The following is a 15,357-nucleotide window of genomic DNA, read 5'->3' as shown; positions in this document are numbered from 1 at the left end:
AGCGTGTCCGTACTATTACTGGGTGACCGATCAGATCGACGACCTCCGCTTCGAGACCACCCGTCTCGACCTGTCGTCGAACCGCCGCGCCTCGCAGGGGGGCGATTCGGGCGGTGACGCTCCCCGTCCGGTGCGATCCGGCCGACCGTCTGCCGTGGCCATCTGGCTGATCGGGTCGGGCGCGCTGTTGCTCGTGCTGGCGCTCGCGGCCATGTACTTCACCGGTGCGCTCGGTGGTTCACTCATCGTCGATCCGGGTGTCGTCGTCAACAATGGGCTACCCCTCGCCAAAGGCGTCTTCAATGGCGCGGCCGCTGTGACAATCGGCCTGCTGGTGGTCTCGTCGGTCGTTCTCCCCGGCCAGTCGAAAGACCCCAAGTCGGCGAGTTTCAGCCAGTGGCACGCAACGCGCTGGGCGACGTGGTCGGCCACCGTGTGGTTTATCGCGGGTGTGGCCACGCTGATGTTCACGGCGGCAAATGTGCTCGGGGTGCCGTTTACCTCTTCGACTTTCCGTCGCCAATTCTTCTTCTTCACGTTCCAACTCGAGCTGGGCCAGACCTGGGTCGTCTCGATCGGCTGCACGCTCGTGGCGCTGATCATCCTGCTCGCCACGAAAAACGTCTCGTGGACGGCGACGGCGACGGTGTTCTCCCTCCTCGCGTTGCTCCCGCTCTCCCTTTCCGGCCACTCGTCGGGCACGAACGAGCACGTCAACGCGGTGAACAGCCTGGCCATGCACCTCATCGGCGTCACCGTGTGGATGGGCGGTCTGATCGCAGTCATCCTGCTGCGGAACAAGGCGGGCCGGCATCTCGCCGCGATCGTCTCCCGCTACTCGACTATTGCCGTCTGGGCCTTCGCCTTCGTCGCGTTCTCCGGCGTGATCAACGCGAGCCTGCGTCTGACCGGCCCGGCCGACCTCGTGACGACGAATTACGGGCTGCTGATCCTGGTCAAATCGATCATCCTAATCGGGCTGGGAGTGGCTGGCGTTGTTCACCGACGACGGGTGATCCCGCGACTAATCCGCGAACCGGGGCGCTCTCGGGCGTTCGTCCGGCTGGCCGTGGTCGAGGTCGTCTTCATGGCGGTCGCGATGGGTCTGTCGGTGGCCCTCTCGAGGAGCGCGCCGCCCGTACCGCAGGTCGCTGAGGGCGACACCCGCGATGGGCTCATCGGCTTCGCGTACCCGGCGCCCGTCACGCTGCCGCGATTCCTGTTCGGGTTCCACCCCGACTACTTCTTCATCGCCGTCGCGGCCGTCATGGCAGGCCTCTACCTGGTCGGCGTCTACCGCCTCAAGCGCCGCGGCGACAGCTGGTCGTGGGGGCGCACCGTCCCCTGGCTCTTCGGCTGCTTCGGAGTGCTCTTCGCCACGAGCGGTGGCCCGAGCGTCTACGGCGCCGTGAACTTCTCGACGCACATGATCCAGCACATGGTGCTGATGATGTACGTCCCCCCGCTCCTCGTGCTGGGTGCCCCGATTCTGCTGGCGCTTCGCGTCCTCCCGAAGCGCCACGACAACAGCCGCGGTGCTCGCGAGTGGCTGATGCTCATCACGCACTCGCGCTACGCCGGTTTCATCACCAACCCCATCGTCGCGGCCGTGGTCTTTGCTGGCAGTCTCGTCGCGTTCTACTGGACGGGCTGGTTCGAAGCCTCGCTGCAGACGCACCCCGGGCACTTCATCATGGAGGTCCACTTCCTCCTCTCCGGGTACGTCTTCTTCTTCGTACTCATCGGAGTCGACCCCGGCCCCAAGCGGCCGCCGTTCCCGCTCCGCATCATCCTGCTTCTCGCGACGCTTGCGTTCCACGCGTTCTTCGGTCTCGCCATCATGTCCGGCACCGACATCCTCGCCGCCGACTGGTGGCACGCGCTTGGCAAGACGAACTACCAAGACCTCCTGGCCGATCAGCACACGGGTGGCGCCATCGCGTGGGGTGCCGGCGAGTTCCCGACCGTGCTCGTGGCCCTGATGGTGATGCGTCAGTGGATCACTAGCGACGAGAAGACCGCCAAGCGGTACGACCGACGAGCTGACGTCGACGGAGACGCCGAGCTGAACGCCTACAACGAGCAGCTCGCGCGTATGGCAGGCAAAGCACCGGCGGGTACCGCCGACAACGCGCGCGCCGACCGCTGATCGCGTTCCCCGTAAGATTTCAGGCATGACGGTCCGGGTCGCTTCGAGGGGTTTGCGCGTCGCGCGCGGCCTGATCGTGGCGACCCTCTCCGTGGCAATCGCTGCGTTCTCCCACGTCGCCGGCGGCGGCATGGTGCCGGGCCTCCTCGGCACGGTGCTGGCTCTCGTCTTCGCCTGCCTCGTCTGCATCGCACTCAGCGCACGGGCCCTCGCCGTCGTTCCGTTGGCGGTCTCCGTCGGCGTGAGCCAGATCGTCTTCCACCTGCTCTTCAGCCTCGGAACGTCGCTTCCCGCCTCAGCTGGAGACGGCCACTCGGTGGGCATGCTCGGCATGGTGATGTCGGGCGGCTCGACCGTCCGCCTCCCCGACGTCGCCGGATCGGCCAGCCACGGCATGGAGGGCATGAGCGACACGCGCATGTGGCTCGGCCACGCCGTGGCTGCTCTCCTCACGATCGCACTGCTTCTCCACGGTGAGCGGGCGCTGGTGACCATCGCCCGACTTGCGGTCGCCCGGCTCGCGCTGGTGTCGCGGATCCTCGGGTTCGCCCTGTTCCCCGACCGGCACGGGCTGGTCCGGGCTCTGGCCGACCGACGTGGCATTCGCCGGCTCGGTGTGCTCCTCGCTGCTCGCCCCCATCGCGGCCCGCCCGCTGTCGTCTGACCCCATTTTCCTGCGACCGCCCGCTGCCGGGCTAAGTCGCTGCGCCCCGAGCCTCCCGCGCCCGGGCGCCATTCAGACGACAGAAAGACGATTCACCATGCCCACCACCCGCACCCGCACCCGCACCCTCGCCCTGCGCACCGCGTTCGCCCTTCCCCTCGCCGGTGCCCTCGCACTGGCCGCACCTCTCGCCGCATCGGCACACGTGCACGTCGAGGGCGACGACGTGACCGCCGGTTCGTACTCCACGCTCCAGTTCAAGGTTCCGACCGAGTCGGCCACCGCGTCGACGACCAGGGTCGCTGTCGACTTCCCGACCGACCACCCGTTCACCTCGGTGTCGTACCAGCCGCTCGCCGGCTGGAAGGCCGTCGTGACCACGAGCACGCTCCCCAAGGCCGTGAAGACTGACGACGGCACCATCACGAAGGCGGTCACCCGCGTCACCTGGACCGCCGACTCGACCGCCGACGGGATCGCGCCGGGAGAGTTCCAGCTCTTCACCGTGTCGGCCGGTGCCGTTCCCGACGTTGACGAGGTCGAGCTCCCGACAACGCAGACGTACAGCGACGGCAGCGTGGTCAAGTGGAACGAGCCGACACCCGCCGACGGCGAAGAGCCCGAACACCCCGCACCGGTGCTCGCGATCGGCGCGGCGACCGAAAGCCACCACGGCGGCGTGACGGCCACCGATACGGCGACGGCGACGCCGGTGGCATCCGCCAGCACCGGAACCACCTCGGGCCTGGGGCTCGGCTTCGGCATCGCCGGTCTCGGGCTCGGAGCCCTGGCCCTCGTGGTCGCGCTCCTCGCCTACGTGCGGAGCGCTCGAGGCTCGGCCCGCTCGTGAGGCGTCTCACCACGGCCCTTGGAGTCGCCCTCGGGGTCGGCGCGCTCGTGCTCGTGCCGGCAGCCGCCGCGAACGCGCACGACTACCTCGTGTCGTCGACGCCAAAGGCCGGCTCGACGGTGTCGACCGAGCTCACGAGCGTCAAGCTGACCTTCGACGACCGTGTGCTCGACCTGTCGGGCGACGGCTCGTCGAATGTCGTCGAGGTAACCGGCCCCGCCGGCAAGCACTTCGAGACCGGTTGCCCGACTATCGCCGACACCGATGTGACGGTGCCGGTCGCCCTGGGCGCGTCCGGCGACTACACGGCCCGCTGGCAGATCGTCTCGGCCGACGGGCACACGGTGACGTCGTCGCTCGCGTTCAGCTACGACAAGCCGGCGTCGGTGACCGCAGCGGAAGGCGCTGACCGTAGGCCGACCTGCGGTGACCAGGCGCCCGCAGCCTCGTCGGGCTCTGCGGCGGCGACCGATGGCGATGGCACCACCCCCGAGGCAATGAGCCAAGGATCCAACGGCCTCCCCCTCGCCCTCGGGGTCGGCGGCGGGGTGATCCTCGTCGCGCTCGTGGCCGTCGTCGTGGTGCTCACCAGGGCGCGGCGCGGTTCCGGCTCACAGCCGCCCTCGGCCGACTAGGGCCGGCGAACCCGCGTCAGACCGAAATAACGCAATCGAGCCACGGCATGCCGTGGCTCGATTGTGTTTTCGTGTCTCGATCGTGCTTTTCGTGAGTCGATTCTGCCCGCCGGGCCGTCGGATCCTCGGCTCCGATACACTGGGGTGCACCTGCGCACGGGTGCGATCCCCGACCGCGAGGAGAACACCATGCCCGCAATCGTGATCATCGGAGCCCAGTGGGGCGACGAGGGCAAAGGCAAGGCGACCGATCTGCTCGGCAGCCGCATCGACTACGTCGTCAAATTCAACGGTGGCAACAACGCCGGCCACACGGTCGTGATCGGCAATCAGAAGTACGCCCTGCACCTGCTGCCCTCGGGCATCCTGACTCCGGGCGTGACGCCGGTGATCGGCAACGGTGTCGTCGTCGACATCGAGGTGCTGTTCGACGAGCTCGACGCCCTCATCGCCCGAGGCGTCGACGTGTCGAAGCTCCGTGTCAGCGCCAACGCGCACCTCATCACGCACTACCACCGCACGCTCGACAAGGTCACCGAGCGCTTCCTGGGGTCGCGTTCGATCGGCACCACCGGTCGCGGCATCGGGCCGGCCTACGCCGACAAGATCAACCGCGTGGGGCTGCGGGTGCAAGACCTCTTCGACGAGAACATCCTGCGGCAGAAGGTCGAGGCGGCTCTCGACCAGAAGAACCACCTGCTCGTCAAGATCTACAACCGCCGGGCGATCAGCGCCGACGAGGTCGTCGAGACGCTGCTCAGCTACGCCGAGCGCCTGCGCCCGATGGTCGCCGACACCGCCCTCGAGCTGCACCATGCGCTCGAAGCGGGCAAGAACGTCCTCTTCGAGGCGGGCCAGGCGACCATGCTCGACGTCGACCACGGAACGTACCCGTTCGTGACCTCGTCGTCAGCCACCGCGGGCGGCGCCTCGACCGGTTCGGGCATCGGCCCGGGTCAGATCTCGCGCGTCGTCGGAATCGTCAAGGCGTACACGACCCGCGTCGGAGCCGGACCGTTCCCGACCGAGCTTTTCGACGCCTCGGGCGAGTTCCTCCGCAGCCAGGGCTTCGAGTTCGGCACCACGACGGGTCGCCCGCGTCGCTGCGGCTGGTACGACGCCCCGATCGCGCGCTACTCGGCTCGCATCAACGGCGTGACCGACTTCGTGCTGACCAAGCTCGATGTGCTGACCGGCCTCGAGACCATCCCCGTCTGTGTGGCCTACGAGGTCGACGGAGTCCGCTTCGACGAGATGCCCGTCTCGCAGTCCGACTTCCACCACGCGAAGCCGATCTACGAAGAGTTCCCCGGCTGGAACGACGACATCACGGGCGCGCGCACCTTCGCCGACCTGCCGAAGAACGCGCAAGACTACGTGCTCGCCATCGAGAAGATCTCAGGATCCCGCATCTCCGTGATCGGGGTCGGCCCCGGGCGCGACGAGGTCATCGTCCGCCACGACCTCCTCGGCGACGAGTAACGAAGCCGCACCAGATTCTGCAAGGCCGCGACCGATAAAGTCGAGCCATGGAACCGAACCCCAGCGCCGTCGAGCGGCTACAGAGCATCCGAGAGAGCATCGACAACATCGACGCCGCCCTGGTCCATCTGCTCGCCGAACGGTTCAAGTTCACGCAAACCGTCGGCCACCTCAAGGCGGATGCGGGGATGCCGGCGAGCGACCCGGGCCGCGAGGTCGAGCAGATCAAGCGCCTTCGGGCCATCGCGGCCGACTCGCGCCTCGATCCCGACTTCACGGAGAGCTTCCTCAACTTCATCGTGGCCGAGGTCATCCACCACCATGAGCGAATCGCCTCGGGCGTCCGAGACGAATCATGAGCGAGGCCCGCACGCGCTTTTACCTGGGCTCGTACACCGCCACGAGTGGAGGGCGGGGCGAGGGTGTCTCGGTCTTCGAGCGGCAGTCGCGTGACGGGCAGTGGAAGCTGATCCAGGTCGCACCGGTCGACGACCCGTCGTTCCTCACCCTCACCGAGGGGGAGGTACACGTCGTCTCCGAGACGGCGGCCGGGCGCGTCGTCTCGTTCACAAACTCGGCGGGTGAGCTCGTACCCGCCTCGATCGCCGCCTCGGGCGGCAGCGCTCCCTGCCACGTCGTCGTCGATCCAGCTTCAGGATCCCTCGTGGTCGCCAACTACACGGCCGGAACGGTCGCCGTCCTCTCTGCCGATGCGTTGGATCCTGCGCGAGTGGCCCGCGTGCTCCCCCTGCCTGCTGGCACCGGGCCCCACGTCGAGCGTCAGGAGGCGCCGCACGCCCACAGCGCCACACCGACGCCGTGGGGCACGCTGCTCGTCGCCGACCTCGGCACGGACCGCCTCTTCGAGGTCGCCGTCGATCCGATCACCCTCGAACCGTCGTTCGTCGGCGCGCATGCGTTGCCGGCCGGATCGGGGCCACGGCATCTCGCCTGGCTCGGCGAGCAACTCGTCGTCGCGGGCGAGCTGGACGGCTGCCTCCACGTGCTGTCCCACTCCGCCGAGGGGTTCACCCTCGACTACTCGGTGCTGGCCTGCGACCCCTCGGTCGAGGCAGGCACGGGCGAGACGCTCCTTTCGCACATCGAGGTGCAGGGCGGGCGGGTGTACGTCGCGGTTCGCGGGCGCGACACCCTCGCCGTGCTCGCGGGCTCGGAGCCGGACGGAGGCACGGACACGGCCACGGACACGGCCACGGCCGGGCGCCTGGCACTCGTGGCCGAGGTGCCGTGCGGCGGTCGGTGGCCCCGCCACTTCGCGATCGACGCGGGCGAGATGCTCGTCGCGAACCAGCTCTCCGACACCGTTGCGGTCTTGCCGATCGACCCGGCGACGGGCGTGCCGGGCGCCCCAACCGCGCTCATCGCGACGGGTTCGCCCGCCTGCATCGCCTTCGCGTAGCGAAGCGCCGCGTCGCGTCGTGCTGCGCTGCGCTGCGCTGCGCCGCGCTGCGCCGTGCTGCGTCGCGCTGCGTCGCGCCGCGCCGCGTGAGACCTCAAATTCGACAGGCGCCGGGCGCGGATCCTGGTCGTTTTTGAGGTCTCACGGAGTTCGTTCGCGATGGAGGCGGGCGATTCGGGTGCAGAGCGCATCGAGGTGGCGCATGTCGGCGGCGGTGACCCTCACGGTGCGCCAACCGGCATCGTCGAATCGTTCGCGCCGCGCGATATCGGCGAACCATTGGTCGCGATCGGTGCGGTGGTAATCGCCCTCGTACTCGATAGCGAGGCGTTGCTCGTCGTAGGCGAGGTCGGCTGCACCCAGCCAGGCACCATCCGGGCCGTACTTGGTCACGTTGATCTCGGGTTCGGGGAGACCGGACTCGACGAGCGCGAGTCGGAGCCGCGTCTCTTGGGGTGACTTCGAACCGGCTCGAATACGGGTGGCGGCGCGGCGGAGTCGAGCGGATCCTTTGCCAATGGCCTTTCTGGCAGCGGCTACGAGGTCGGACGGATCGCAGTGGTGAGCTCCGCGGTAGGGCGACCACTCCCCGGCGAGGGCATCGCCCACGACGACGAGCTCGATGTCGTCCAGGGTGGCCCGGCAGTCGACCCAGGTGTCGATCGGCGTGCTTACCGGAATCCCCGCGCGAAGCACGTGCGGAGGTGCGGATCGACGGAGGTGGCCGACGACTCCTCTGCGTCGGAGTGCATTGCCCGAACGCGTCGTGACGTGGAGGGGTGCGTCATGCAACTCGAGCGCGGCCGGTAGTGGCAATCCCCACAGAATGGCCGCGGTGACGTGGCTGAAAAACGCGCCTTCGGGAAGCGCTGGCAGCAGCGCCCGGCAGAGATCGACCACCCGATCTCTCACGCCCCGCGGTGGCCCCGTGTCTCGATGCCAGCGCCGAATGCCATGGAATGGCCGCTCCCACTCGACGCGACGGAGGGCAGCCGGTGTCAGCCCGCGCGCCTCGGCGTCGCGAACTCGAAAGGCTTCAGGGTCGTCGTTCACCCGCCGATCATCCCCGCCCGCGCACTCCGCCCGCGGCGTTGTGCCCCCACCCTGTGGAGAACGCCCGAGACCTCAAATTCGACGGGCGCCGGGCGCGGATCCTGGTCGTTTTTGAGGTCTCACGGTGACGGGCGAGCTACTCGGCGATTAGCGCTCCGAAGCGCGCGGGGAGCGTGCCACGGTGGGTCGCCTGGAGCTCGTTGAGGTTGACCGTGAAGAGGTCTTGCACCTCGAGGCCCGGGTTCTGCTTGTCGGTGACGCCGATGCGGGCGACGGGGTAGCCGCGACCCTCGCAGAGGCCGCGGAACTTCACGTCGTCTTCGCGGGGGACGGACACGAGCACGCGGCCGGTCGACTCCGAGAAGAGGGCCGTCGCGGCGTCGACCCCGTCGCGCTCCATGACCTCGTCGAGCCACACTCGGGCGCCGACGCCGAAGCGGAGAACCGACTCGGCGAGGGCCTGGCCGAGGCCGCCTTCGCTGAGATCGTGCGCCGATCCGAGGAGCGACTCGCTGCCGCCGGCGGCCAGAAGGCCCGCAAGCTGACGCTCGGCCTCGAGGTTGACCGCGGGAGGACGCCCGCCGAGGTGATCGTGGATGGTGCCCGCCCAGGCCGAGCCGTCGAGCTCCAGCGACGTGGTGCCGAGGAGGTAGATGTTGTCGCCCTCGTCTTGCCACCCCGAGGGGATGCGCTTTGCGACGTCGTCGATCACGCCGAGCACGCCGATGACGGGCGTGGGGTGGATCGGCGCGGTGCCGGTCTGGTTGTAGAACGAGACGTTTCCGCCCGTGACGGGAATCTCCATCTCGAGGCAGGCGTCGCTCAGGGCTTCGACGGTCTTCGAGAACTGCCACATGACCTCGGGGTTCTCGGGGGAGCCGAAGTTGAGGCAGTCGGTGACGGCGACCGGGGTGGCACCGGTGGCGGCGACGTTGCGGTAGGCCTCGGCGAGAGCCAGGCGAGCACCCTGCGCGGGGTCGAGCTGGCAGTAGCGGCCGTTGGCGTCGGTCGCGATCGCGAATCCGAGGCCGCTCTCTTCATCGACGCGGATCATGCCGCCGTCGTCGGGGAAGCTGAGTGCGGTGTTGCCGAGCACGTAGGTGTCGTACTGGTTGGTGATCCACGATTTGTCGGCGAGGTTCGGGGAGCCGAGGAGGGCCAGGAACTGCTCGCGGAGCTGGTCGCCGGTCTCGGGCCGATCGAGGCTGCGAGCGGTGTCGGCCTGGAGCTCGTCGAGCCAGGACGGGTAGGCGACGGGGCGCTCGTAGACGGGGCCGTCGACAGCCACGGTGCGCGGCTCGACGTTGACGATCTCTTCGCCGTGCCAGTTGATGATAAGGCGGCCGGTGTCGGTGACCTCGCCGAGCACGCTCGTCTCGACCTCCCACTTCGCGACGACCGCGAGGAACGCGTCGAGCTTGTCGGGGCGCACGACGGCCATCATGCGCTCCTGGCTCTCGCTCATGAGGATCTCTTCGGCAGTGAGCGTGGGGTCGCGCAGCAGAACCTTCTCGAGCTCGATGAACATGCCGCCGTCGCCATTGCTGGCCAGCTCGGAGGTGGCGCACGAAATGCCCGCGGCACCGAGGTCTTGGATGCCCTCGACGAGCTCGTCGCGGAACAGCTCGAGGCAGCACTCGATGAGCACCTTCTCGGCGAAGGGGTCGCCGACCTGCACCGAGGGGCGCTTGGTTGGGCCGCCGGCCGAGAACGTGTCGGAGGCGAGGATCGAGGCGCCACCGATTCCGTCGCCACCCGTGCGGGCGCCGAACAGCACGACCTTGTTGCCGGCGCCCTTGGCGTTGGCGAGGTGGAGGTCTTCGTGGCGGAGGACCCCGACGCTCGTGACGTTGACGAGCGGGTTGCCCTGGTAGACGGCGTCGAACACGGTCTCGCCGCCGATGTTCGGCAGGCCGAGGCAGTTCGCGTAGAAGCTGATGCCCGACACCACGCCGTCGACGACGCGCTGCGTGTCGGGGGCGTCGATCGCGCCGAAGCGGAGCTGATCCATCACGGCGACCGGGCGGGCGCCCATCGAGATGATGTCGCGGACGATGCCGCCGACGCCGGTCGCGGCACCCTGGAACGGCTCGATGTAGCTCGGGTGGTTGTGGCTCTCGCCCTTGAAGGTCACGGCCCAGCCGTTGCCGATGTCGACCACGCCGGCGTTCTCGCCCATGCCCACCATGAGGTTCTTCTTCATGGCGGGGGAGACCTTCTCGCCGAACTGGCGGAGGTAGATCTTCGACGACTTGTACGAGCAGTGCTCGCTCCACATGACGCTGTACATCGCGAGTTCGCCGGAGGTGGGGCGACGGCCGAGGATCTCGCGGATCTTGAGGTATTCGTCTTCTTTCAGGCCGAGTGCACCGTAGGGCTGCTCGCGGTCAGGTGTCGCTGCAGCGTTCGAGACGGTGTCGGGAATGTGGCGCTCGGATCCTGCGCTGCCGGGAGCCTGGGTGAGTTCGGTAGTCACGCGACGAGCGCCTTTCGGATGACGGAGGTGAAGAAGGTGAGGCCATCGACGCCCGACGACATGGCGAGGGCCGTGTCGGGGCCGAAGCCGGGCTCGGTGGCGTGCTCCGGGTGGGGCATGAGACCCACCACGTTGCCGCGCTCGTTCGAGACGCCGGCGATGTCGTCGAAGGATCCGTTGGGGTTGACGCCGAGGTAGCGGAAGGCGACCTGACCCTGGCCCTCGATCCGCTTGACGGTCTCCGCATCGGCGATGAAGCGGCCGTCGGCGTTCTTCAGCGGGATGGTGATCTCTTGACCCTGCTCGAAGCCGTTCGTCCAGGCGGTGTCGGCGTTCTCGACGCGAAGGCGCTGGTCGCGGCGGATGAACTGCTGGTGCGCGTTACGGGTGTGCGCGCCCGGGATGAGACGGGCCTCGGCGAGCATCTGGAAGCCGTTGCAGATGCCGAGAACGGGCATGCCCTTGTTCGCGGCGTCGACGACCTCGCTCATGATCGGCGAGAGGCTGGCGATGGCGCCGGCGCGCAGGTAGTCGCCGTAGCTGAAGCCGCCGGGAAGGATGATCGCCTCGACGCCGTCGAGGTCGTGCGAGCCGTGCCACAGGGCTACGGGCTCGCCACCCGCCAGGCGAACGGCGCGCTGGGCGTCGCGGTCGTCGAGCGACCCGGGGAACGTGACGACGCCGATGCGCATGCCGGTCGCCATCAGAGGGCGGCGGCGGTGCTGGACGCTTCGGCCGGGGCGCTCGCCGCAGGATCTTGGAGCACCTCGATCGATACGACGTCTTCGATGACCGAGTTCGAGAAGACGTCGTCGGCGAGCTGCTTCACGTCGGCCAGGATCGCGTCGGTCACCTCGTCGACAGTGATCTCGAAGCGCTTGCCGATGCGCACCTCAGTGGCGAAGTCTTTGCCGAGACGGGCGAGAGCGAAGGTGACTGCCTTGCCCTGGGGGTCGAGCAGTTCAGCCTTGGGCATGACTTCGACGACGATCGTGGGCACAGGAACTCCATCACGTAGAGGGGAGGCGAGCGGACTCGCCAAGTCTACAAGTCGCGCCATTAGCGGCAGACGCCAAGACTCCTGTCAGCCCGCTCTTATGCGGGGGGCCCAGAGTAGAGCTTGTCGGAGAGACGAGGCCTTGTGATCGGGCTTCTGACTCACTCCGGCTCAGCCGTGGAGTATCTGATCCACTCCCGGTCCGAAGGCGCCCAGTCATTTCCCCCGATGGCTGGGCGCCTCCCTTATTTCCCCTCAGCTGTGTGCCTTTGCAAATTTGAAGGAAAAACGCGGAGGCGAACCCCCCGGATCGGCATGAAGTCGTTGCCGGGCGCGGGTTTCTCCTTCAAATTTGCAAGAGCACCAGGCAGCCAAGCAGCCGAGCAGGCAAGCAGGCAGGTCAGTCGCGCGCCCCGCGCAGGTGCGCCCGGGTCAGCTCCTCCATCTCGTCGTCGCTCAGCTCGTCGACGGCGCGGGCCTCGCGGCGGTCGGTGCGACTCCAGCGCACGAACAGGAAGATCAGCACGGGAATGTCGGCCACCTCGGCGATGAACCAGAGCAGATCGCCCGAGAGCTGCTGGTCGCGCAGCTGTGACGGGAACCACCCGGGAGCGATGGCCGCGACGGCGTGCCCCTGGTCAAGTACGTGGCCGGTGATGCGCAGCACGATCGCGGGGATGGCATCGAGGATCAGCTCGACGAACGCCAGCAGGAACTCGACGGTGATGAAGAAGCTCGTGTGCACGCGAGACCCCTCGAAGACCGGCAGGATCATCAGCAGCCCGGCGACCGGAACGAGCACCGTGATGAGCGATTCGCCCACGGCGTTCTCGCGGATCGAGAAGGCGAGCGGTGTCAGGAAGACCGCGAAGACGGCCAGAGCGAACAGCGGGGAGAAGATCGCGCTGCCGACGACTTTCAGAAACGAGGATCCGAGGAACCGCTCCAATCGAGCCCGCCCGGCCTCCCCGAGTGCCGCTCGGGCCAGGTGCACCGGCCGACCGAGCGCGATGAGCGCCGGCACCACGAACAGCAGCAGTGCGATCCGGGTGGTGAAGGCGAAGCGCAGATCGTGGCTGTACGCGCCGAGGAACCCGAACGAGATGATCGCGTACGACCCGAGCCCCAGCACGAAGAAGGCCGCTGTGCGGCCCGGGCTCCAGCGGGTGCCCTCTCGATGGGCCCGAATGACACCGGCTCCGTAGAGGATGGCTGCCACGACGATCACGGCCAGCGCGACGGGGTCGAGGCGGAACGTGAGCAGCACGGTAGAGACGGGAGGCGTGGCTATTCCAATCGGTGAGGCGGGCGCTGACAAGTATGCGCCCACCGCGAGGACTCCTCGCTTATTTTGAATCACTCAAAACAAGTGGTTCACTTATGGCATGACTTCACTCGAGGCGAGCACCAGGATCCGAGACGCGGGCCTCCGCGTCACGGCACCCCGTGTCGCCGCGATCGAAGCGCTGATCGACCACTCGCACGCGACCGCCGACGAGGTGTTCACTCGCGTGGCCGCTCGGCTACCCGGCACCAGCCTCCAGGCGACCTACGGGGTGCTCGCCGCCCTCACCGGCATCGGCATCCTCCGACGGATCGAGCCGGCGGGCTCGCCCGCTCGCTACGAGCTCCGCACCGGAGACAATCACCACCACGTCGTCTGCTCGATCTGCGGAGCGATTGCCGACGTCGACTGCGTGGTCGGCGAAGCGCCGTGCCTCGCCCCGTCGTCGACCTCCGGCTACATGGTGACCACCGCGGAGGTGACCTTCTGGGGGCTGTGCCCCGAGTGCCGAGCCTCCGAGCTCGACGGGGCCGCTGGTGCGGCCGAGCCGTCGGATCCTGAACTTTCTCTTTCGTCCATCTCGATCAGCAAGGAGTCTCATGACTGACCAGTTGCACAACCACACGACAACTCAGGCCGGGGCGCCCGTCGCCAGCGACGAGCACTCGCAGAGCGTCGGCGCCGACGGCCCCATTGCGCTTCACGACGTCTACCTCGTCGAAAAGCTCGCCCAGTTCAACCGCGAGAAAGTGCCCGAGCGCATCGTCCACGCCAAGGGCGGCGGCGCGTTCGGTACGTTCACCGTCACGAACGACGTGTCGAAGTACACCCGCGCCTCGCTGTTCCAGCCCGGTGCGACCACCGAGATGCTCGCTCGCTTCTCGACCGTCGCGGGTGAGCAGGGTTCGCCCGACACCTGGCGCGACCCCCGCGGCTTCGCGCTGAAGTTCTACACCGACGAGGGCAACTATGACCTCGTGGGCAACAACACGCCCGTCTTCTTTATCCGCGACGGCATCAAGTTCCCCGACTTCATCCACTCGCAGAAGCGCCTTCCGGGCTCGCACCTCCGCGACCACAACATGCAGTGGGACTTCTGGACTCTCTCGCCCGAGTCGGCCCACCAGGTCACCTGGCTCATGGGCGACCGCGGCCTCCCGGCCTCGTGGCGCATGATGGACGGCTTCGGGTCGCACACCTACCAGTGGATCAGCGCCTCGGGCGAGAAGTTCTGGGTCAAGTACCACTTCAAGAGCGACCAGGGCAACGAGATCCTCACGCAGGACGACGCCGACCGCATCGCCGGTGAAGACGCCGACTTCCACATCCGCGACCTCTCCGAGGCGCTCGAGCGTGGCGACTTCCCGACCTGGAAGCTATCGGTGCAGGTCATGCCCTACGACGACGCAGCCTCGTACCGCTTCAACCCGTTCGACCTGACGAAGGTGTGGCCGCACAGCGACTACCCGCTGATCGAGGTCGGCACCATGGAGCTCAACCGCAACCCCGAGAACTACTTCGCGCAGATCGAGCAGGCCACCTTCGCCCCCTCGAACTTCGTGCCCGGGATCGCCGCCAGCCCCGACAAGATGCTGCTCGCCCGCATCTTCAGCTACGCCGACGCTCACCGCTACCGCGTGGGCACCAACCACGCGCAGCTGCCGGTGAACATGCCGCACACCGAGGTCAACGACTACTCGAAAGACGGTGGCGCCCGCTACCACTTCTCGTCGGCGACGACCCCGGTCTACGCACCCAACTCGGTCGGCGGCGCACACGCGTCGCCCGAGGCGCACGGTGACGACTCGGGCTGGGAGTCCGACGGGCTCCTGACCCGCACGGCCGCCACGCTGCACCCCGAAGACGACGATTTCGGCCAGGCCGGCACCCTGTACCGCGAGGTCCTCGACGACGCCGCTCGTGAGCGCATGGTCGGCAACATCGTCGGTCACGTGTCGAAGGTCACGCGCCCCGACCTGCTCGAGCGCGTGTTCGCCTACTGGACGTCGGTCGACCCCGACCTCGGGGCTCGCGTTCGCGCCGGTGTCTCGCCCGAGGCTCCCGGTTCGAACGAGGATCCGGCTACCGTCGGCATCTCGCAGTAGTAGGGCCTCTCGGCCTCGGCATCACTAAACCCTCGCGTTCGGCTTCCGAGGTGGTCCTAGGGCCACCTCGGCCGCCGCCCGCGAGGGTTTGTGCTTTGCGCGGCCGGCGCGGCGCGGGTTGCAGTGCCGAACGGCCGGACGCGGCGCGGGTCGCAGGCGCGGATGGCCGGAGCTTGTCGGAGGTCCGCGCCCGCGACCCGCGTCGCGCCAAATAGATTCAGACCATTTGGCCGTTCCAGCG

General features: G+C 68.0%; 14 protein-coding genes. 9 read left to right on the top strand and 5 right to left on the bottom strand.

Going from position 1 to position 15,357, the window contains the following annotated elements:
* Nucleotides 1-22 precede the first annotated feature (22 nt).
* The 7 genes from VH571_RS12690 to VH571_RS12660 all read left to right on the top strand — a co-directional run bounded on the left by VH571_RS12690 (nucleotide 23) and on the right by VH571_RS12660 (nucleotide 7,200).
* Nucleotides 23-2,149 carry a cytochrome c oxidase assembly protein gene (locus VH571_RS12690; RefSeq protein WP_423264888.1) on the top strand — a complete coding sequence of 709 codons (2,127 nt, stop codon included), beginning with the start codon at nucleotides 23-25 and terminating at the stop codon, nucleotides 2,147-2,149.
* Between the two features lie 25 nt (nucleotides 2,150-2,174).
* Nucleotides 2,175-2,813: a hypothetical protein gene (locus VH571_RS12685; RefSeq protein WP_423264887.1), complete on the top strand. Its 639-nt coding sequence runs from the start codon at nucleotides 2,175-2,177 to the stop codon at nucleotides 2,811-2,813.
* Nucleotides 2,814-2,910: 97 nt separating this feature from the next.
* On the top strand, nucleotides 2,911-3,663 hold the full coding sequence (locus VH571_RS12680; protein WP_423264886.1) for a YcnI family protein: 753 nt from the start codon (nucleotides 2,911-2,913) through the stop codon (nucleotides 3,661-3,663).
* Complete coding sequence (locus VH571_RS12675; RefSeq protein ID WP_423264885.1) at nucleotides 3,660-4,298, top strand: copper resistance CopC family protein; 639 nt, start codon at nucleotides 3,660-3,662, stop codon at nucleotides 4,296-4,298. Before VH571_RS12680 ends, VH571_RS12675 begins: the two co-directional genes overlap by 4 nt.
* A gap of 189 nt (nucleotides 4,299-4,487) precedes the next feature.
* The gene (locus VH571_RS12670) at nucleotides 4,488-5,780 is read left to right on the top strand and encodes an adenylosuccinate synthase (protein WP_055962352.1); all 1,293 of its coding nucleotides are present in this window, start codon (nucleotides 4,488-4,490) and stop codon (nucleotides 5,778-5,780) included.
* 47 nt (nucleotides 5,781-5,827) lie between these two features.
* Nucleotides 5,828-6,139: a chorismate mutase gene (locus VH571_RS12665; protein WP_055961060.1), complete on the top strand. Its 312-nt coding sequence runs from the start codon at nucleotides 5,828-5,830 to the stop codon at nucleotides 6,137-6,139.
* Nucleotides 6,136-7,200 (top strand): lactonase family protein, encoded by a 1,065-nt coding sequence (locus tag VH571_RS12660; RefSeq protein ID WP_423264884.1) that lies wholly within the window; start codon nucleotides 6,136-6,138, stop codon nucleotides 7,198-7,200. The genes VH571_RS12665 and VH571_RS12660 overlap by 4 nt, the downstream gene beginning before the upstream one ends.
* 141 nt (nucleotides 7,201-7,341) lie before the next feature.
* Here VH571_RS12660 and VH571_RS12655 read toward each other — a convergent pair whose 3' ends face one another.
* The 5 genes from VH571_RS12655 to VH571_RS12635 form a co-directional block, all read right to left on the bottom strand.
* The gene (locus tag VH571_RS12655; protein WP_423264883.1) at nucleotides 7,342-8,253 is read right to left on the bottom strand and encodes a hypothetical protein; all 912 of its coding nucleotides are present in this window, start codon (nucleotides 8,251-8,253) and stop codon (nucleotides 7,342-7,344) included.
* Nucleotides 8,254-8,389: 136 nt separating this feature from the next.
* On the bottom strand, nucleotides 8,390-10,729 hold the full coding sequence (gene purL, locus VH571_RS12650) for a phosphoribosylformylglycinamidine synthase subunit PurL (RefSeq protein ID WP_423264882.1): 2,340 nt from the start codon (nucleotides 10,727-10,729) through the stop codon (nucleotides 8,390-8,392).
* Nucleotides 10,726-11,421: a phosphoribosylformylglycinamidine synthase subunit PurQ gene (gene purQ / locus VH571_RS12645; protein WP_055962349.1), complete on the bottom strand. Its 696-nt coding sequence runs from the start codon at nucleotides 11,419-11,421 to the stop codon at nucleotides 10,726-10,728. The genes purL and purQ overlap by 4 nt, the downstream gene beginning before the upstream one ends.
* Before the next feature lie 11 nt (nucleotides 11,422-11,432).
* Complete coding sequence (purS, locus tag VH571_RS12640; RefSeq protein ID WP_423264881.1) at nucleotides 11,433-11,729, bottom strand: phosphoribosylformylglycinamidine synthase subunit PurS; 297 nt, start codon at nucleotides 11,727-11,729, stop codon at nucleotides 11,433-11,435.
* 397 nt (nucleotides 11,730-12,126) lie between these two features.
* The gene (locus VH571_RS12635; RefSeq protein WP_423264880.1) at nucleotides 12,127-12,993 is read right to left on the bottom strand and encodes a cytochrome c oxidase assembly protein; all 867 of its coding nucleotides are present in this window, start codon (nucleotides 12,991-12,993) and stop codon (nucleotides 12,127-12,129) included.
* Between the two features lie 118 nt (nucleotides 12,994-13,111).
* Here VH571_RS12635 and VH571_RS12630 point away from each other — a divergent pair, with 118 nt between their 5' ends.
* Nucleotides 13,112-13,618, top strand: a complete 507-nt coding sequence (locus VH571_RS12630; RefSeq protein ID WP_055961045.1) for a Fur family transcriptional regulator — start codon at nucleotides 13,112-13,114, stop codon at nucleotides 13,616-13,618.
* A complete protein-coding gene (locus VH571_RS12625) occupies nucleotides 13,611-15,116 on the top strand; it encodes a catalase (protein WP_123940821.1) in 1,506 nt (501 codons plus the stop codon). The genes VH571_RS12630 and VH571_RS12625 overlap by 8 nt, the downstream gene beginning before the upstream one ends.
* Nucleotides 15,117-15,357: the final 241 nt, after the last annotated feature.

This window comes from Frondihabitans sp. 4ASC-45 (assembly GCF_049472575.1).
Classification (GTDB): domain Bacteria; phylum Actinomycetota; class Actinomycetes; order Actinomycetales; family Microbacteriaceae; genus Frondihabitans.
This window is presented reverse-complemented; position numbering and strand designations above follow the sequence as displayed.